Source organism: Hydrogenophaga sp. (assembly GCF_051860785.1).
Lineage (GTDB): Bacteria > Pseudomonadota > Gammaproteobacteria > Burkholderiales > Burkholderiaceae_C > Hydrogenophaga.
The window spans coordinates 41,431-59,148 of the sequence record NZ_JBIMLB010000007.1 but is presented as its reverse complement, the minus strand read 5'-3'; the positions used below and the strand labels follow the sequence as shown (position 1 = coordinate 59,148).

Sequence of the window (17,718 nt, the reverse complement as noted above, 5' to 3'; positions counted from 1 at the left end):
ACGCTCAGTGGGCCGCGGCGCCTTGCGCCATGGCCCAGGCCACGTGCTCCCGCACCAGTTCGCTGGGGTGATCCGCCCGGGCCTGAAGGGCGGACAGCATTCGCTCGTCGTGGCCCGCACTCAACGCGTTGCCCAGCGCCACCGCGATGTTGCGCAGCCAGCGTTCATGCCCGATGCGGCGGATCGGGCTGCCTTCGGTCCGGCGCAGGAACTCCGCCTCGCTCCACGCGAACAGCTCCACGAGGGTTGAGCCGCCGAGGCCTTCGCGCGCATCGAAATCGGCCAGCGGGCTGCGCCGGGCGAACTTGTTCCAGGGGCAGACCAGCTGGCAGTCGTCGCAACCGTAGATGCGGTTGCCCATGAGCGGTCGCAGCGCTTGCGGAATGGCGCCCGCGTGTTCGATGGTGAGGTAGCTGATGCAGCGGCGTGCATCGAGCCGTTGCGGCGCGGTGATGGCCCCGGTGGGACACACGTCGATGCAGGCGCTGCACGCGCCACAGTGTTCGCTGACCGCGTCGGTGGGCGGCAGGGCGAGATCGACGTAGATCTCGCCGAGGAAGAACATCGATCCGCCCTCCCGGTGCAGCACCAGCGTGTGCTTGCCGCGCCAGCCCTGGCCGCTGCGCTGCGCCAGCTCGACCTCGAGCACCGGGGCGGAGTCGGTGAACACGCGGTGGCCGAGCGGTCCCACGGCGGCCTGGATGCGTTCGGCCAGCGTCTGCAGGCGGTTGCGCAACACCTTGTGGTAGTCGCGACCCCGGGCATACATCGAGACCACCGCCTCGCCGGGACGCTCCAGGCGAGCGAGCTCCAGGGCCTGCCAGCCCTCGGGCGTGTCGCGCGGCAGGTAGTCCATGCGCGCGGTGATCACGCTCAGGGTGCCCGGCACCAGCTCGGCCGGGCGGGCACGCTTCATGCCGTGCGTGGCCATGTAGGCCATGTCGCCGTGACATCCAGCCGACAACCAGGCCTGCAGGCCGGGCTCTGCAGACGACAAATCCACATCGGCCACGCCAATTTGCGAAAATGCGAGCTCCTGGCCCCAGGCCTGTATCTGCGAGACGAGTTGAGCGGTATCGAGAGCCATCTTCATGTGAAGCCCATTGTAGGAACCGACCCGGTGCCTGCGGCACCGGTGTCCCCAACGGCCAGGTGGCAGGGGCGCTGGGAGACCGAGGAAGACACGCAGACCTTTGCCCGCCAGCTCGCCGTGGCCCCCGCCATCGCCCACGCCACCATCGCCCTGGACGGCGACCTCGGCGCGGGCAAGACCACGCTGGTGCGCCACCTGCTTCGCGCACTCGGCGTGCGTGGCCGCATCAAGAGCCCGACCTACGCGGTGGTCGAGCCACACACCGCGATCGATTGCGCGGTCATGCCCGCCGGTGAACCTCTGCAGGTCTGGCACTTCGATTTCTACCGCTTCAGCGATCCGCGTGAATGGGAAGATGCCGGCTTTCGCGAACTTTTCGCCAGCCCCGGCCTCAAGCTGGTGGAATGGCCCGAACGCGCTGGCGACTTTCTCCCCCTGGTGGATCTGCGCATTCACATCCAACCCGACGAGATGACACCTCAAGACCACATCGATCTGGACCAGGACACACATCGCCGGGTGAGCGCCAGTGCACTCACCCCCACAGGCCGCCTGTTGCTGGAGGGGCTGTCATGACGCTCTCACGCCGCAAGCTCCTGCGCACCGGTTCGCTGGTTCTGCTGCTGGGTGCGCAGCAGATCGCACACGGTGCCAGCGTGGTGGCGGTGCGCATCTGGCCGGCCGAGGACTACACGCGGGTCACCATCGAGTCCGACGCGGTCCTGCAGGCGCGCCAGTTCTTCGTCAACGAACCACCGCGCCTGGCGGTGGACATCGAGGGCATCGACCTGCTGCCGGGCTTGCGCGAGCTGGTGGGCAAGCTCAAGTCGGACGATCCGAACATCGCTGGCATCCGCGTGGCCCAGAACGCGCCCAACGTGGTTCGCCTGGTGATCGACCTCAAGCAGCCGATCAAGCCGCAGGTGTTCAACCTGGAACCAGTGGCCGCCTACCAGCACCGACTGGTGTTCGATCTCTACCCCGTGAACGCACCCGACCCGCTGGAACAACTGATTGCCCAGCGCATGAAGGACCTGGACGAGGCCAGCGCGCGTGCGGCGCGGCTGCTGGGCCTGGAAGCCGACAAGGTGACCCGCCCTGCCACCACCGAAAACGACCCACTGGGTGCATTGATCGCGAAACGGGAACTCCCGCCCGGTGTGACCGGACCGGTGGCACCGGGCAACGCGCCTGCGCAGCCGCCGGTGGCCGGCGACGACAAGGCCGTGGCCGGCGCGACGCCCGGCAAGGGCAGTCCGGCCAAGCAGCCGCCTGCCGGCAAGGGCAAGACGGAGCGGCTCATCATCGTGGCGCTGGACCCGGGCCACGGTGGCGAAGATCCGGGTGCCATCGGACCCGGTGGCACGCACGAGAAAAAGGTGGTGCTGCAGATTGCACAGAAGCTGCGCGACCGCATCAACGAAACCCGCGTCAACGGCAACCCCATGCGCGCCTTCATGACGCGCGACAAGGACTTCTTCGTGCCCCTGCAGGTGCGTGTGCAGAAAGCCCAGAAGGTGCAGGCCGACCTGTTCATCAGCCTGCACGCGGACGCTTTCCTCACGCCCAGGCCGCAAGGCGCCAGCGTCTATGCGCTGAGCACGCGTGGTGCCAGCAGCGCGGCCGCCCGCTGGATGGCCGACAAGGAGAATGCGGCCGATCTGGTGGGCGGCCTCAACGTCAAATCCTCTTCCGACGAGGCGCTGCGCCGCGCGCTCCACGACATGAGCACCACCGCGCAGATCAACGACAGCCTGAAGCTGGGCACGGCCATGCTCGGCCACGTCAAGCAGATCGGCAAGCTGCACAAACCCCGCGTGGAACAGGCCAACTTCGCCGTGCTGCGCGCGCCCGACATCCCCAGCGTGCTGGTGGAGACCGCGTTCATCAGCAACCCCGATGAAGAGAAGCGCCTGAACGATCCGAAGTACCAGAACGACCTGGCCGATGCCCTGCTGCGCGGCATCGTGGCCTACTTCTCGAAGAACCCGCCGCTGGCGAGAACGCGCCAGATCTGAACGCGTGGCTTCAGCCTGCCAGGTTCAACAGCACCCGGCCACCCTCGATGCGCACCGGGTAGCAGCGCAAGGCTTCGGTGACCGGCGCGCAGGTGGCCCGGCCATCGCGAATGTCGAACTTGCCCTGGTGCAGCGGGCATTCGATTTCATGCCCTTCCAGGAAGCCATCGCACAGGCGGGCCTGGCCGTGGGTGCAGGTGTTGTCGGTGGCGTAGACCTCGCCTTCGACCTTGTAGAGCGCGATGTCACGCCCTTGCACAGCCACGCCGGTAACGTCGTCGTCCGGCACGTCGTCGAGCGCGCTCGCGTCAACCCATCCTTCGTCATTCGTGCTCATGCCGATGGACCTCTCAGTTCTCGGGCTTCAGGCCAGCGCGCTCGATCACCGGTTTCCAGCGCGCCAGTTCCTCGTTCATGAACTTCGCCAGGTCCTGAGGCGTACTGCCGACCGGACTGAAGTACGCCGTCTGCAGCCGCTGCCGGGTCTCCGGATCCTGGAGCACAGCGGCAATCTCGCGGCTCATCCGCTGCACGATCTCGGGTGGTGTGTCCTTGGGAGCCATGTACGCAAACCAGGGCACGGCCTGGATGTCAGGAATGCCCGACTCGCGCAGCGTCGGCAGCTCGGGCAGCAGGTCGAAGCGCTCGGCCGAGGTGACGGCCAATGCCTTGAGACGCCCTGCCTTGGCCTGCGGCATGATGGCCACGGGCGGCAGGCAGGCGAAATGCACATCGCCCGCGATGATGGCCGTGACCGCCTGCCCTGAAGATGCATAGGGAATGTGGACCGCAAAGGAGTTGGTCCTGGCTTTGATCAACTCCACGCCCAGGTGAGCGATCGACCCACTGCCGGTCGAGGCGAAGTTGTACTTGCCCGGATTGCGCCGCAGAGCCTCCAGCCAGCCCTTGACGGAATCCACGCCCATGCTGTTGGACACGGCGCAGACGTTGGGTGTTGTCGCCGCGAGAGATACCGGCACCAGATCGCGGAACGGGTCGTAGGGAAGGTTCTTGTAGAGCACCGTGTTGTAGACCAGCGGCGCGTTCACCGAGAGCAGGAAGGTGTGGCCGTCAGGCGCTGCCTTGGCCACCAGATCGGTGCCGCTGTTGCCACCGGCACCCGGCTTGTTTTCCACGATCACCGCTTTGCCCAGGCGGCCCGCCAGCTTGTCGTTCACCACGCGAGCCAGGATGTCGGGCGACGAGCCTGCGCCGAAGGGCACCACGATGCGCACAGGACGCGCCGGCCATTCCTGCGCGGAAGCGGCCAGGCAGGACAAGGCGATCCACGCACAGGGGATGAGACGAAGGTATTTCATGGTTGTTCCTCGATGTTTTCCATTTCCAGATGATCGCCCTGCTCACGGGCAATGAAGCCCGCGACCATGGCTCGATAACACGCATCCACCACCTCGGGGTACGCGCCGTTCTGCTCGGCCAGGCGCCGCACCTTGTCGAACACTTCCTGCTGCCGCTGCGGTGCTGACACCTGGAACGCATCGCGCTTGAAGCGCGCGGCATCTTTCACGTAGCGGCCGCGCTCGGCCAGCAGCGCGACGATCTGGACATCCAGCGCATCGATGTGTTCGCGCACCTGCGCCAGGGTGTCGCACAGAGGGACGTAGTCGGGGTCGCGAAATCGGCGCAATGCGCCTGCGCGGGTGTCGGGTTCTCGGGGTGTTTCAGGAGACATGTCGGTGTTTCGTGGGGGTGATCGGGGCCATCGTCAGATGGGGTAGATGATGGAGTTCGGGATCATTTCGCTGTCGTACACACACAGGCGCGACGCAAACTTGAGCCCCTGCGGTGTGCGCACGATCACGTCGATGTAACGTCCGACGTTGAAGACCGTGGTCTCTTTCGAGAGTTTGGTGCGGAACACGGCGTAGTTGGCTTCTGCCTCGAAGCGATCTGCTTCGGCCTTGTGCACCAGGGGCGCGCCCACCACATGGCGCTGGTAGTAGGGATCGTGAAACAGCGTTTCCTTGATGCCGTAGACGCGGTCCTTGAGCATGCCCTTGCTCTCGAACGACAGCGTGGCCAGCGGGAAGCCGCGCTCGTGGTTCTCGCGCGGGATCAGCTTGTAGACGCCCTCCTCGATGAAGAACTCGGGCCACAGGTCCCAGTCGCCCGAGTCCACCGCCTGGGCGTAGTCGGCGTAGAGGCGCGTGATTGCGAGGTGGTCTTCGAAACGCATCTCCGGTGCGGTGCTCATAGGGATACCTCCGTGCTTCGCACTGCGGTGCGAGCCCCCTTCGGAACGGCCGGGCGGGTGCTCATGCCTTGTCCTCCATCACTTCGCGCCAGTACTTGTACATGCCGCGGATCAGCGTCTCGGTGACCATGTGGTCGGTGTCGCCCACCTCGCGGCCGCCGAGTTCGGCCAGCGTACGGTGGTGCGGTTTCTGCTCGAAGCCTTGCTGCGAGAACTCGATCACCTCACCGTCATCGGCCGACACGAAGCCTGCCGGGCCAAACAGATTGGCCTGGCGAAGGCGGCGCTGCGTCATCTCCGGCGTGTCGTCCTCGAAACCGAAATGCGTCCACACAAAATCGAAGGCGCCGTGGCCGTCGGGCTGGATGTGGCGGGTGGAGACGCTGTTGACCTGCTGCTGCAGGATGACGCTGGGAAAGAGCGTGGTCATCACCGCAGTAGGGCCGCCCCACCAGGGCTCTGGCACGATGTCCAGAAACCGCGGGTCGTGCAGCTGCATGCTCTCCTTGAAGCTGGAGACCTGCGTCACCTGATCGGCCTTGCCCGACTGGCCGCGCGTGGAGATCATGGCCGCGTGGCGGTGGTGTGCGTCCATCTTCAGCTCGCTCTTGTTGTCGGCGCGCCAGAGACCGAAAGTGACGAACCAGGTGTGCAGCAGGCCCGGGTGGTAGGGGTCCTTGATGTTCTCCTGCATCAGCTTCCAGTTGCCCGGAATGCGCTGGCGGTTGTAGCCCAGGATGGTGAGCTTGCGGCCGTTGAAGAGCCGGTCGAAGTAGCCGAGGATGACAGGGCCGAGGAAATCCTCGAGCGACTCGACCTCATGGTCGAAACTGGCAAACACCACGCCACCGCGCGTGGCCACCTTGAGCTGGTTGAGGCCGTGGTCGGTGGTCTTGAAATCGGCCGGCATGCCGCCGTTGACCTTGCCGTCCTGCTTCACGCCGCGGCGAAAGGGCACACCCTGCAGATCGCCCTTCAAGGTGTAGCTCCACTGGTGGTAGGGGCAGACAAACTCCTTCTTGTTGCCGTGGCGCTCGCGGCAGAACTGCATGCCCCGGTGCGCACATACGTTTTCCACCACGCGGATCTCGCCCTCGGCATCGCGCACCAGGATCACCGAGCGTTCACCGATCACCGTGCGCTTGAAATCGCCGTTGTTCGGCACCTCCGCCTCCAGGCCCACGTAGTTCCAGTGCCGGGTGTAGAAGAAGCGTTCGAGCTCTTTCCTGTGCTGTGCCGGGTCGGTGTAGGCCATGAAGGGAATGCGGCTCGTGCCGTCGGACTCCCAGCGGATGCGATCGGGAAAGGTCCCTTCGGTGGTGGTGTTCATGGGGTCTCCTTGTTGTGGTGATCAGGTGCTGCTGGCGTAGAAGGCGTCGGCGTGGATGTGCTCGGGCAACACGCCCATCTGCCGGATCAGGAGCGAGGTGGCCTCCACCATCGGCGGCGCACCACAGAGGTAAGCGCGAAAGCCGTCGAGCTTGGGCCAGTCGTGCCGGATGGCGTCGGTCACCAGGCCCGTGCGACAGCCCGGGGCGCGGCCAGAGGCCACCACGGTATGCACGTGCAGACCGGGGTGGCGCTTCTGCAGATCGGCAAGCCATTCAAGTCCGTAGATGTCGCGCTCGGAACGCACGCCGAAATACAGATGCACCGGGTTTCGCATGTCGGCTGCCATTGCCCCGCGCAGCACGGAAAGAATGGGGGCGAGCCCGGTGCCACCGGCCACGCACAGCATGGGTCCGGCGTGTTGGCGGCGCAGGTAGGCCGAGCCCAGCGGGCCGCTCACGCGCACGGCATCGCCCACCTTCAGCGTCTGCGCGATGTAGCCGGTGACGCGGCCCTCGGGCACCAGGCGCACGTGGAACTCCAGCTCGCCATCGGCGCACAGGCCCGCCATCGAGTAAGGCCGGATGTGTTCCGGCGTGAACTGCAGCTGCGCGTACTGCCCGGGCGAGAACTCGATCGGCTTGGCCGGCTTCAGGCGCAGGCGCTTGATGTCGTGCGTGGCGTCTTCGATGGCCACCACGGTGGCCTTGACGATGCGCGCGGTGTGCACCACCACTTCGTCTGGCTCGGGAATCTCGACAGTGCAGGGCTCGGTGAGGAAGGTCTGGCACGCCAGCACGGAACTCGGGTCATCCCCGGCCTGCGGGTGCCGTACCTCGCGACCCGACTCCAGCACATGGCCCGACACCACCTTGCACCGGCAGGTGCCGCAGCGGCCGGCCATGCAGCTGTACGACACCGGAACGCCGTTCGCGCGCAGGGCCTCCAGCAGGTTCGTGCCTGCGGTGACGCTGAGCGTTCGGTCGAGCGGCCGGATGTGGATGTCCATCGGCCGATGATCATGGTCACCTGAAAATCAGTCAACGCAATGAAATCAATGATCGATATCATTCAGATCAATATGGAACTTGAAGACATCGACCTCAACCTGCTGGTGGTGTTCAACCAGTTGCTCACCGAGCGCAGCGTTTCCCGGGTGGCAGAGAACCTCGGGCTTGGCCAGCCGGCGGTAAGCAATGCGCTGGCTCGCCTGCGCAAGCTGTTCGACGACGAGCTTTTCCTGCGCACGGCCCACGGCATGCAACCCACGCCGTTCGCGGAACATCTGGCCGAATCCATCGGCTATGCGCTGGGCATGATCCATGGCGCGGTGAACGCCCGCACCTCATTCGACCCGGCCACCAGCCAGCGCGGCTTCACCATCGGCATGACCGACATCGGCGAGATCTACTTCCTGCCGCGCCTCATGCAGCGCGTGCAGGAACTGGCGCCCACCGTCACCATCAGCACGGCGCGCCACACCAGCCTGAATCTCAAGGACGCGATGGAGGCCGGCCAGATCGACCTGGCCATCGGCTTGCTGCCGCAGCTCAAGGCCGGGTTTTTCCAGCGGCGCATGTTCGAACAGAAATACGTCTGTCTGTTCCGGCGGGGGCACAAGCTGGACCAGAAGCGCCTGCGTTTGGCCGACTTCTTCGCCGCCGACCACGTGGCCGTCGTCTCAGCCGGTACCGGCCACGGTCAGGTCGACGAGATCCTGGACAGCCACACGCCGCAGCGGCGTGTGAAGCTCAAGGTGCCGCACTTCGTGGCCATCGGCCACATCCTGCAGACCACCGACCTCATTGCCACCGTGCCCGAGCGCCTCGCCGAACGCATGGTCGAGCCGTTTGCATTGCGCCACCTGCCGCACCCGGTGGACCTGCCCCGCATTGCCATCAACCAGTTCTGGCACGCGAAGTACCACAAGGATCCGGCCAACCAGTGGCTGCGCAACCTGGTCTTCGATCTGCACGCCGATGGTTCGGCGACCTGAGTTCAGACCGGGTTGCGCTTGGCGTCCCGGCTGGCTTTCCAGCCGCCATAGATGGCGATGAGGCCGGGAATGATGATCAGCGCCCAGATGATGATGCTCAGGTTTTCCTGCACCCAGGGCAGGTTGCCGAACAGGTAGCCCGCGGTGGTCAGGCCCAGCACCCAGATCAGCGCGCCGATCACGTTGTAGGCGGTGAACCTGGAGCGCGTCATCTCGGCCACGCCGGCCACGAAGGGCGCGAAGGTGCGGATGAAGGGCATGAAGCGCGCGAGGATGATGGTGATGCCGCCGTACTTTTCGTAGAAGGCATGGGCCTGGTTGAATGCGTTGCGGTTGAACAGGCGCGAGTTCTCCCACTGGAACACCTTGGGGCCGAAGTAGCGGCCAATGGAGTAGTTCGTCTGGTCGCCCAGGATCGCGGCGATCACCAGCAGCACCATCACCAGGGGAAGGTTCATGAGCCCGGCGCCGCACAGCGCACCCACCACGAACAGCAGCGAGTCGCCCGGCAGGAATGGCATCACCACCACGCCGGTCTCGGTGAAGATGATGAGGAAGAGCAAGGCGTACACCCAGGCGCCGTAGTTCTGCACGAAGGTCTGCAGGTGCTGGTCGACGTTGAGGATGAAGTCGATGAGAAAGGTAACGATTTCCATAAGAGGGGCATTATCCCTGCCACCTACAATTTGCCGGTGACAAGCCTTCCCCCCCTCCCCATCGCCCCCCGTCGCCCTATTCGCGAACTCCCCGATGAACTGGTGAGCCAGATCGCGGCGGGCGAGGTGGTCGAGCGACCCGCCTCGGTGGTGCGCGAATTGGTGGACAACGCGCTGGACGCGGGCGCCACGCAGATCACGGTGCGCCTGCAGGCTGGTGGCGTGCGACTCATCGGCGTGGAAGACAACGGCAGCGGCATCCTGCGCAGCGAACTGCCCAACGCCCTCAAGCGCCACGCCACCAGCAAGATCGCCAGCCTGGCCGACCTGGAATCGGTGGGCACCATGGGTTTTCGCGGCGAGGCGCTCGCGGCCATCTGCTCGATTGCCGAGGTATCGCTGCTCACCCATGTGGACACCGACGAGGAACCGCACGGCTGGCTGCTCGATGGCCGCAGTGGCGAGCTGCGCCCCACCGCCCGCGCACCGGGCACCACGGTGGAAGTGCGAGAGCTGTTCTTCGCCACACCGGCGCGGCGCAAGTTCCTCAAGACCGACGCCACCGAACTGGCCCACTGCATCGAAGCCGTGCGCCGCCACGCGCTGGCACGGCCCGACGTGGGTTTTGCCATCTGGCACGACGGCAAACTGGTGGCGCAATGGCGCGCTGTGGCCGGCGGCGGCATCGATGCCCTGCGCCAGCGCCTGGCCGATGTGCTGGGTGAGGAATTCGTGCAGCAGGCGGTGGCCGTGGACTGGCCGGTGGACCCGCCCGACGACGGCGTGCAGCGCTTGCGCGTGTGGGGCTTCGCCGGTGTGCCCGATGCTGCGCGCTCTCGCGCCGACTGGCAGTTCGCCTACGTGAACGGCCGCTACGTGCGCGACAAGGTCATCATGCACGCCGCACGCAGCGCCTACGAAGACGTGCTGCACGGCAACCGCCAGCCGGTGTACGCGCTCTTTGCCTCGCTGGACCCGGCGCGCGTGGACGTGAACGTGCACCCCACCAAGATCGAAGTGCGCTTTCGCGACAGCCGCGAGGTGCACCACGCGGTGCGGCAGGCGGTGGAAAGTGCACTGGCGGTGCCACGATCCGCTGCCACCGCAGAAACCGTGAGCGCCGAACCCGCACCGGCACCGGTGTGGACGCCCCCCGCGCAGCAGACCGGGCTGGCGTTTGCGCCGCGCGAGCCGGAGGTGGGTTACCGGGTGAGCGATGTAGGCACCTTGTGGGCCAATGCCCCCGCGCCGGCCCCGGTCCGGACGGAGCCGGTCGAAGCGCCAGCGCCATCGCAGCCCCTGCCCTCGGGCGACTGGCCCCTGGGCCGCGCGATCGCGCAACTGCAGGGCGTCTACATCCTGGCCGAGAACAGCCACGGCCTCGTGGTGGTGGACATGCACGCTGCGCACGAGCGCATCGTTTACGAACGCCTGAAGCAGCAGCTCGACGACCAGCAGGTGGCCAGCCAGCCCCTGCTGATCCCGGCCACCTTCGCCGCCACGCCCGAAGAGGTCGCCACCGCCGAGTCCTGCGCCGAGGTGCTGGCCACGCTCGGCTTGGAGGTGAACCCGCTCTCACCCAAAACGCTCGCGGTTCGCGCCGTGCCCACCACCCTGGCACAGGGCGACCCGGTGGAACTGGCGCGCAGCGTGCTGGCCGAGCTCGGCCAGCACGACGCCAGCACCGTGGTGCAGCGCGCCCGCAACGAGTTGCTGGCCACCATGGCCTGCCATGGCGCGGTGCGCGCCAACCGCCGCCTCACACTCGACGAGATGAATGCGCTGCTCCGCCAGATGGAAGTGACCGAGCGCTCCGACCAGTGCAACCACGGCCGCCCCACCTGGCGCCAGATGGGCATGAAGGAGCTCGACGCGCTCTTCCTGCGTGGGCGCTGAAAGCACCAACTCAGGGCATTTTGGGTAGCGGAATGCGGATTCCGCATAATCTCATGCACCAATCTGAAGCATGAGATCCATGAAATACACCTCGGCCCTCCATTTCCTCGAACAAGTCGCCCAACGCAATCCCCACCAGTCCGAATTCCTGCAGGCCGTCACCGAGGTGATCGACAGCCTGTGGCCTTTCATCAGCGCCCACCCCCGCTACGCCGAGCAAGGCTTGCTGGATCGCCTGGTCGAACCCGAGCGCGTGGTGATGTTCCGGATCTCCTGGGTCAACGACCATGGCGACGTGCAGGTGAATCGCGGTTACCGCATCCAGCACAGCTCGGCCATCGGCCCCTACAAGGGCGGCATGCGCTTTCATCCCTCGGTGAACCTGTCGATCCTGAAGTTCCTGGCCTTCGAGCAGACCTTCAAGAACGCCTTGACCACCTTGCCCATGGGTGGTGGCAAGGGCGGCTCGGACTTCGACCCGAAGGGCAAGAGTTCGGGTGAGGTGATGCGCTTCTGCCAGGCGCTGATGAGCGAGCTGTTCCGCCACGTCGGCAGCGACACCGACGTGCCAGCCGGCGACATCGGCGTGGGCGGGCGCGAGGTCGGCTTCATGGCCGGCATGATGAAAAAGCTGAGCAATCGCGCGGATTGCGTCTTCACCGGCAAGGGCCTGAGCTTCGGCGGTTCGCTGATCCGCCCCGAAGCCACGGGCTATGGCACGGTGTACTTCGCCGAGGAAATGCTCAAGCAGCAGGGCAAGAGTTTCCAGGGCATGCGCGTGAGCGTTTCGGGCTCGGGCAATGTGGCCCAGTTCGCGGTGGAAAAGGCCATGGCGCTGGGCGCGAAAGTAATCACCGTGTCCGACTCCAGCGGCACCGTGATCGACGACGACGGTTTCTCGCCGCAGAAGCTTGCCGAGCTGATGGAGGTGAAGAACCACCTGTATGGCCGCGTGAGCGACTACGCCAAGCGCACCGGTACGCGGTTCGAGGCCGGCGTCAAGCCCTGGGCGGTGCCGGTGGACGTGGCCCTGCCCTGCGCCACGCAGAACGAGCTGGATGCCAGCGACGCCGCCCTGCTGGTGAAGAACGGCGTGTGCTGCGTGGCCGAGGGCGCCAACATGCCCACCACCATGGAAGCGGTGACCTTGTTCGAAGAGGCTGGCGTGCTGTACGCGCCCGGCAAGGCCAGCAACGCCGGTGGCGTGGCCACTTCGGGCCTGGAGATGAGCCAGAACGCCATGCGCCTTTCCTGGCCGCGCGAAGAGGTTGACGCGCGGCTGCACACCATCATGGTCGGCATCCACCAGGCCTGCCTGCAGCATGGCAAGCGCGCGGATGGCACCGTGAGCTATGTGGACGGCGCCAACATCGCCGGCTTCGTGAAGGTCGCGGACGCGATGCTGGCACAGGGCGTCATCTGACGTGATCTGACGCACGCGCGCGAGGGTTTGCCCCGACGCAAACGGTGGCATGGAACCTGCACCATGGGAAGCCTGTACGGTAACAGGCCTGAACTTTTCCCCCATCCGGTGCATCCATTACCGCCATGAAGCGTCTCATCGTCACCCTGCTTGCTGCCTTCGCCCTGCTGGCCGGGTGCGCGACGCTGGACGAGAAGCAGCGCGTCTGGATCTTCCAGCCGTCCGACCGCAGTTGGGCTGGCGGCGAGGCGGCCGCCCAGGACATGGAAGACGTGTGGATCGACTTCCAGTCGCCGAAAACCGGGAAACCGGTGAAGCTGCACGGTCTGTGGGCGGCGCACGACGATTTCTCGCGGCGCGAGGATGCGCCCATCCTGCTGTACCTGCACGGCGCGCGTTTCAACGTGATCGGCTCGGCCTTTCGCGCGCGGCGCATGGAAGACCTGGGCTTCTCGGTGCTCGCCATCGACTACCGAGGCTTCGGCAAGAGCACGAACGAGTTGCCGTCCGAAGCCACGGCCTATGAAGACGCCCGCGCGGCCTGGGACTGGCTGGGCCAGAAGTACCCCGGGCGGCCACGCTACATCTTTGGTCACTCGCTGGGTGGTGCCATCGCCATCGAGCTCGCGGCCCAGGTCGACGACGAAGCCGGCACCGTGGTCGAGGGCACCTTCACCTCCATCCCCGACGTGGTAAGCACCTTCAAGTGGGGCTGGTTGCCGGTGTCCCTGCTCATCACCCAGCGCTTCGAAGCCGTCAAACGCGTGCCCGACATCGGCTCGCCGCTGCTGGTGGTGCATGGTGGTGGAGACCGCCTGATCCAGCCCGAGCTGGGACGCCGGCTCTACGAAGCTGCCACGGGTCGCAAATCGTTCGTGCTGGTGGAAGGTGGTTCGCACCACAACACCAACTCGGTCGGACAGGCGCAGTACCGTGCGGCCCTGGCCGACCTGTTCGGCCTGGTCGACACGACCCCTGCGTCAGGCGTGAACGTGGTCCGCAACTAAGCCCTGCGGGGCAAGCTCGCAGGGTGGCTTCTGCTACCCTCGACCGGATGCCCTCCACGCCTGTTTCTTCCCGCATGTCGCCCGGCCTCATCGTGCTGGTGCTCGCCCTGCTGCTGGGCATTCAGCCCATCACCACCGACCTCTATCTGCCTGCCCTGCCCTCGATCACGCAGGGTTTCGGCGCACCGATGTCGCAAGCCCAGCTCACCCTCACCGCCTTGTTGCTGGCTTTCGGCCTGTCGCAGCTGGTCTGGGGGCCGTTGTCGGACCGGTTCGGACGCCGCCCGATCCTGCTGGTGGGCATGGCGGCCTACGTGGCCGCCTCGGTGGGCAGCGTGTTCTCTCCATCGATGGAACAGCTCATCGCCTGGCGCATCGTGCAGGGCGTGGCCATGGGCGCGGCCGTGATGTGCGCTCGCGCCCTGGTGCGCGACCTGTACGCGCCGGCCGATGGCGCACGCGTGATGTCCAAGGGTCTCACCGGCCTGGGTGTGATCGCCTGCGCCAGCGCACCCGTTGGGGGTCTGCTCTCCGACTTCTTCGGATGGCGCCTGTCCCTGCTGGCCCTGGCCGTGTTCGGTGCAGGCACGCTGGCGTTGCTGGTGTGGCGCTTCGAGGAAACGCTTCCTCGAAAAAACCCGGAGGCCCTTCATCCCGGCAAGCTGCTGGCCACATGGACACAGATCGCGCGCCATCCCACCTTCTGGGCGTTTGCGCTGCTCGCCACCGCGTCCTATGGTGGTCTCTTCACCTTCCTGGCCGGTTCGTCCTTCGTGTTCATCCAGGTGCTGGGCCTGAGCAAGACGCAATATGGCCTGGTGATGCTCAGCGTGTCGCTGAGCTACATCCTCGGCACCTTCCTGTGCCGGCGCCTGCTCCCGCACTTCGGCATCCGTCGCAGCGAGGCGATTGCCGGCGGCCTGACGCTGGTCGCGGGCACCAGCATGGGATTGATGGCGTGGGCCGGCGTGCAGAGCCCCTGGGCCATCATGGTGCCGTTCTACCTCTTCATGCTGGCCCATGGCGTGCACCAGCCCGTGAGCCAGACCGGTGCGGTGGGACCGTTTCCCCAGGCCGCCGGTGCGGCTTCAGCGCTCAGCGGCTTCCTCATGATGGTGGCGGCCTTCTTCATGGGCGGCTGGCTGGGCCGCAGCCTTGCCGGCATTGCCGAAGGCAACGGCTCCGTGCTGCCCCTCACCAACGGCATCTGGTTCTGGAGCGTGCTCATCGCCGCCACCTCATGGACGCTGGTTCAGCGGCATGGCGATCCCAAGCCCGCGCCTGTGCGCATGGCATGAAGCCGGCCGCACCACGCTGCATTGCAATCGCCGGCCCCACGGCCAGCGGAAAGAGCGCGGCCTCGCTGGCCATCGCAGAGCGGTGGCCGGTGGAGATCGTGAGCGTGGATTCGGCGCTGGTCTTCCGCGGCATGGACATCGGCACCGCCAAACCCAGCGCCGCCGAGCTCGCGCAGGTGCCGCACCATCTCATCGACATCCTGGACCCGCTGGAGAGCTACAGCGCGGCCGGGTTCGTGCGCGACGCCACGGCGCTGGTGAATCAGATCACTGCACGCGGGTGCACCGCGCTGCTGGTGGGCGGCACGATGCTCTACTTCAAGGCCTTGCTGGCCGGGCTGGACGAGATGCCGCCAGCCGATGCCGGCGTGAGGGATGCCATCGATGCGCGCGCGCGCGAACTCGGCTGGCCGGCGCTGCACGCCGAGCTCGCGCGCGTGGACCCCGCTACCGCCGCGCGCCTGCCTCCCAACGATGCACAGCGGGTTCAGCGGGCCCTGGAAGTGTTCGAGGTGTCGGGTCGACCCATTTCCAGTTTCCAGAGCGGGCGCCAGCACAACCCGCAGAGCCCGCTCGCACCGGAACACCTGATCTCGCTGGAGCCCGCCGAGCGCACCTGGCTGCACGGGCGCATTGCACAGCGCTTCGATCACATGCTTGCCGACGGCTTCCTCGACGAGGTTCGTCGCCTGCGCGCGCGCGGCGACCTCTCCACCGACCTGCCCTCCATGCGCTGCGTGGGTTACCGCCAGGCCTGGGAACTCATGGATCTGCACGGGGAAGCGCTTTCAGCCGCACAACAGGCCGAGCTTCGCGAACTGGGCATCTTCGCCACGCGCCAGCTGGCCAAGCGTCAGCTCACCTGGCTGCGTTCGATGCCGCAGCGCCAGGTGATCGCGTGCGATGCACCGGATGCTTTGCCGCAGGTGCTTGCGGCGGTCGCGCAACGCCTGGGAGCAACCGCATGACGCTCATCGTCGACCAGTTGGGCAAGCGCTACGGCGATACGGCCGTCTTCAGCGGCGTGAGCCTGCGCGTGGAGCCGGGCGAGTTCGTGGCCATCGTGGGTGAGTCGGGCGTAGGCAAATCCAGCCTGCTCAACTGCCTGGCCGCGCTGGACGACTGGAGCGAAGGCACCATCCACCACGACGGCGTGGACCTGGGCACGCTCGGCGAAACGCAGCGCGCGCACTGGCGGCGCGAACACCTGGGCTTCGTGTTCCAGGCGTTCCACGTGCTGCCGCACCTGGACGTGGCGCAGAACGTGGGCCTGCCGCTGTTGCTGCTGGGCCGCCCCGATCCGGCCCGCGTGCGCGAGATGCTCGACGCCGTGGGCCTGGGCGAACTCGGCGCACGGCTGCCCGCCGAGCTCTCGGGCGGCCAGTTGCAGCGCGTGGCGATTGCGCGCGCCCTCGTGCACCGCCCCGGCCTGCTGCTCGCCGACGAACCCACCGGCAACCTCGATCCGACCACCGCCGCGCAGGTGATGGACGTGCTGCAGCGACAGGCCGAAGACAGTGGGGCCGCGCTGGTGCTCGTCACGCACTCGACCACAGCCGCCTCGCGCGCCCGGCGCGTGCTGCACCTCACGGCACTCGGGCTCAAGCCTTGAAGAAAGCGCCGTGTTCCGGCGCGAAGCATTCGTGCAGCGGCAGCAAGGCGCCGCCGAGCGCACGCGCATCCGAACCCATGCCGCCCAGCTCCAGCCGGGGCCGTTGCAGGCCTTCCCAATCGTAGGCATCCAGCGCGTCGCGCGTCCGATCGCACAGCGCGCCGAGCAGCTCGGGCGCCACCGCGCCGTCCAGCACCACCGCCTCGACATCCAGGAACGCGATCCCCGAGGTGATGCATTGCGCCAGTGCCTGGGCCGATTGCACCAGCCAGGCCCGGCTGTGCGGCAGCCAGGGCGGCTGCAGCGCTCGCGTGTCGTAAGCGGCCAGGGGATCGAGTCCGTGGTCGCGCAGGCGCTGCTCCAAGCCCCACACCGAGGCCTGGCTCACCAACTGCGGTGGCAGGTCCTTGCCGCGCGCGGTGCGCAGGGGCATCGATGCCACCGCGCCTGCATTGCCGTGCAAACCCCGGTGCAACCGGGAATCCAGCGCCAGCGCACCGCCGACAAAGGTGTCCATGAACAGGTAGAGAAAACTGCGCAGCTCGCGCCCACGGCCCTGCAACAGCTCGGCCACGCAGGCGGCCGAGCTGTCCCTGGCAAAGCTCACCGGCAACTCGGTGAATCCCTGTACCTCCGCCGCCAGGTCGATCTGGTTCCAGGCTCGCGAGCGCGCGGCGCTCAAGCCGAGCAGGCGGTGCCAGCCCCCGAGCTGGAAGGGTGCAGCCACGCCCACACCCACCACGCGTTCGCGCCGGGCCCCGAGACCCCGCAGCAGCTGGTGGAGGTTTCGCCGGATCGCTGGCAGAAGCACCGGTACGTCTGGAAAGTCGTAGTCCATCGACAGGTGCTCGCGCACCTGGCCAGTGAAGTCCACCAGCAGCCAGTCGGCGCTGCGGCGGCCGATGTGCACACCGAGTGCGAACGCGCCGTCGGGCGCCAGGCCGAGCGGCACCGAAGGCTGGCCCACGCGACCCCGCACCGGCTCCGCGTGGCTCAACAGGCCGTCGGCGTCGAGCCGCGCCGTGATCTGGCCGATGGTCTGCGCCGTGAAGCCGGTGAGGCGCGCGAGATCCGCCTTGGCCAGGCTGCCGTGCACGCGCAATGCCTGCAGCACCACGCGGTCGTTGATCTGGCGCATGCCAAGCTGGTTCATGGGGTTTTCACGATGTCGGTCG

General features: G+C 66.8%; 18 protein-coding genes. 9 read left to right on the top strand and 9 right to left on the bottom strand.

Translation table 11 applies throughout. The annotated features are described in order from the left end of the window. Positions 1-4 precede the first annotated feature (4 nt). Complete coding sequence (queG, locus tag ACTIF6_RS11355) at positions 5-1,093, bottom strand: tRNA epoxyqueuosine(34) reductase QueG (RefSeq protein ID WP_439588086.1); 1,089 nt, start codon at positions 1,091-1,093, stop codon at positions 5-7. Between the two features lie 9 nt (positions 1,094-1,102). Between queG and tsaE the strand changes: the two genes are divergently transcribed. Together tsaE and ACTIF6_RS11345 are read left to right on the top strand one after the other, a co-directional pair. Next, complete coding sequence (gene tsaE, locus ACTIF6_RS11350) at positions 1,103-1,669, top strand: tRNA (adenosine(37)-N6)-threonylcarbamoyltransferase complex ATPase subunit type 1 TsaE (RefSeq protein ID WP_439588246.1); 567 nt, start codon at positions 1,103-1,105, stop codon at positions 1,667-1,669. Continuing rightward, positions 1,666-3,111 (top strand): N-acetylmuramoyl-L-alanine amidase, encoded by a 1,446-nt coding sequence (locus ACTIF6_RS11345; RefSeq protein ID WP_439588085.1) that lies wholly within the window; start codon positions 1,666-1,668, stop codon positions 3,109-3,111. The genes tsaE and ACTIF6_RS11345 overlap by 4 nt, the downstream gene beginning before the upstream one ends. A gap of 10 nt (positions 3,112-3,121) precedes the next feature. Here the strand turns inward: ACTIF6_RS11345 and ACTIF6_RS11340 are convergent, their stop codons facing one another. From ACTIF6_RS11340 to ACTIF6_RS11315, 6 genes are all read right to left on the bottom strand, one after another. Continuing rightward, positions 3,122-3,448, bottom strand: coding sequence for a non-heme iron oxygenase ferredoxin subunit (locus ACTIF6_RS11340; RefSeq protein WP_439588084.1), 327 nt, complete (start codon positions 3,446-3,448; stop codon positions 3,122-3,124). 13 nt (positions 3,449-3,461) lie between these two features. Further along, complete coding sequence (locus tag ACTIF6_RS11335) at positions 3,462-4,430, bottom strand: Bug family tripartite tricarboxylate transporter substrate binding protein (protein ID WP_439588083.1); 969 nt, start codon at positions 4,428-4,430, stop codon at positions 3,462-3,464. Continuing rightward, complete coding sequence (locus ACTIF6_RS11330) at positions 4,427-4,804, bottom strand: chorismate mutase (RefSeq protein WP_439588082.1); 378 nt, start codon at positions 4,802-4,804, stop codon at positions 4,427-4,429. Before ACTIF6_RS11330 ends, ACTIF6_RS11335 begins: the two co-directional genes overlap by 4 nt. A gap of 33 nt (positions 4,805-4,837) precedes the next feature. Continuing rightward, positions 4,838-5,326 carry an aromatic-ring-hydroxylating dioxygenase subunit beta gene (locus ACTIF6_RS11325; RefSeq protein WP_439588081.1) on the bottom strand — a complete coding sequence of 163 codons (489 nt, stop codon included), beginning with the start codon at positions 5,324-5,326 and terminating at the stop codon, positions 4,838-4,840. A gap of 61 nt (positions 5,327-5,387) precedes the next feature. Continuing rightward, complete coding sequence (locus ACTIF6_RS11320; protein WP_439588080.1) at positions 5,388-6,656, bottom strand: aromatic ring-hydroxylating dioxygenase subunit alpha; 1,269 nt, start codon at positions 6,654-6,656, stop codon at positions 5,388-5,390. Positions 6,657-6,677: 21 nt separating this feature from the next. After that, the gene (locus ACTIF6_RS11315; RefSeq protein WP_439588079.1) at positions 6,678-7,664 is read right to left on the bottom strand and encodes a 2Fe-2S iron-sulfur cluster-binding protein; all 987 of its coding nucleotides are present in this window, start codon (positions 7,662-7,664) and stop codon (positions 6,678-6,680) included. Positions 7,665-7,736: 72 nt separating this feature from the next. Here ACTIF6_RS11315 and ACTIF6_RS11310 point away from each other — a divergent pair, with 72 nt between their 5' ends. Continuing rightward, positions 7,737-8,651 carry a LysR family transcriptional regulator gene (locus ACTIF6_RS11310; RefSeq protein WP_439588245.1) on the top strand — a complete coding sequence of 305 codons (915 nt, stop codon included), beginning with the start codon at positions 7,737-7,739 and terminating at the stop codon, positions 8,649-8,651. 2 nt (positions 8,652-8,653) lie between these two features. Here the strand turns inward: ACTIF6_RS11310 and ACTIF6_RS11305 are convergent, their stop codons facing one another. Continuing rightward, positions 8,654-9,307 (bottom strand): DedA family protein, encoded by a 654-nt coding sequence (locus ACTIF6_RS11305; RefSeq protein ID WP_439588078.1) that lies wholly within the window; start codon positions 9,305-9,307, stop codon positions 8,654-8,656. A gap of 36 nt (positions 9,308-9,343) precedes the next feature. Here ACTIF6_RS11305 and mutL point away from each other — a divergent pair, with 36 nt between their 5' ends. From mutL to ACTIF6_RS11275, 6 genes are all read left to right on the top strand, one after another. After that, complete coding sequence (gene mutL / locus ACTIF6_RS11300) at positions 9,344-11,203, top strand: DNA mismatch repair endonuclease MutL (protein WP_439588077.1); 1,860 nt, start codon at positions 9,344-9,346, stop codon at positions 11,201-11,203. A 79-nt stretch (positions 11,204-11,282) separates the two neighbouring features. Beyond that, complete coding sequence (gdhA, locus tag ACTIF6_RS11295) at positions 11,283-12,626, top strand: NADP-specific glutamate dehydrogenase (RefSeq protein ID WP_439588076.1); 1,344 nt, start codon at positions 11,283-11,285, stop codon at positions 12,624-12,626. A 125-nt stretch (positions 12,627-12,751) separates the two neighbouring features. After that, positions 12,752-13,633 (top strand): alpha/beta hydrolase, encoded by an 882-nt coding sequence (locus tag ACTIF6_RS11290; protein ID WP_439588075.1) that lies wholly within the window; start codon positions 12,752-12,754, stop codon positions 13,631-13,633. A 74-nt stretch (positions 13,634-13,707) separates the two neighbouring features. Continuing rightward, on the top strand, positions 13,708-14,931 hold the full coding sequence (locus ACTIF6_RS11285) for a multidrug effflux MFS transporter (RefSeq protein ID WP_439588074.1): 1,224 nt from the start codon (positions 13,708-13,710) through the stop codon (positions 14,929-14,931). Then, positions 14,928-15,899 (top strand): tRNA (adenosine(37)-N6)-dimethylallyltransferase MiaA, encoded by a 972-nt coding sequence (gene miaA / locus ACTIF6_RS11280; protein WP_439588073.1) that lies wholly within the window; start codon positions 14,928-14,930, stop codon positions 15,897-15,899. Before ACTIF6_RS11285 ends, miaA begins: the two co-directional genes overlap by 4 nt. Next, complete coding sequence (locus tag ACTIF6_RS11275) at positions 15,896-16,543, top strand: ABC transporter ATP-binding protein (RefSeq protein ID WP_439588072.1); 648 nt, start codon at positions 15,896-15,898, stop codon at positions 16,541-16,543. The genes miaA and ACTIF6_RS11275 overlap by 4 nt, the downstream gene beginning before the upstream one ends. On the opposite strand, the gene ACTIF6_RS11270 is transcribed toward ACTIF6_RS11275, so the two are convergent. Then, positions 16,533-17,696 carry an ROK family protein gene (locus ACTIF6_RS11270; RefSeq protein WP_439588071.1) on the bottom strand — a complete coding sequence of 388 codons (1,164 nt, stop codon included), beginning with the start codon at positions 17,694-17,696 and terminating at the stop codon, positions 16,533-16,535. The genes ACTIF6_RS11275 and ACTIF6_RS11270 overlap by 11 nt on opposite strands. Positions 17,697-17,718: the final 22 nt, after the last annotated feature.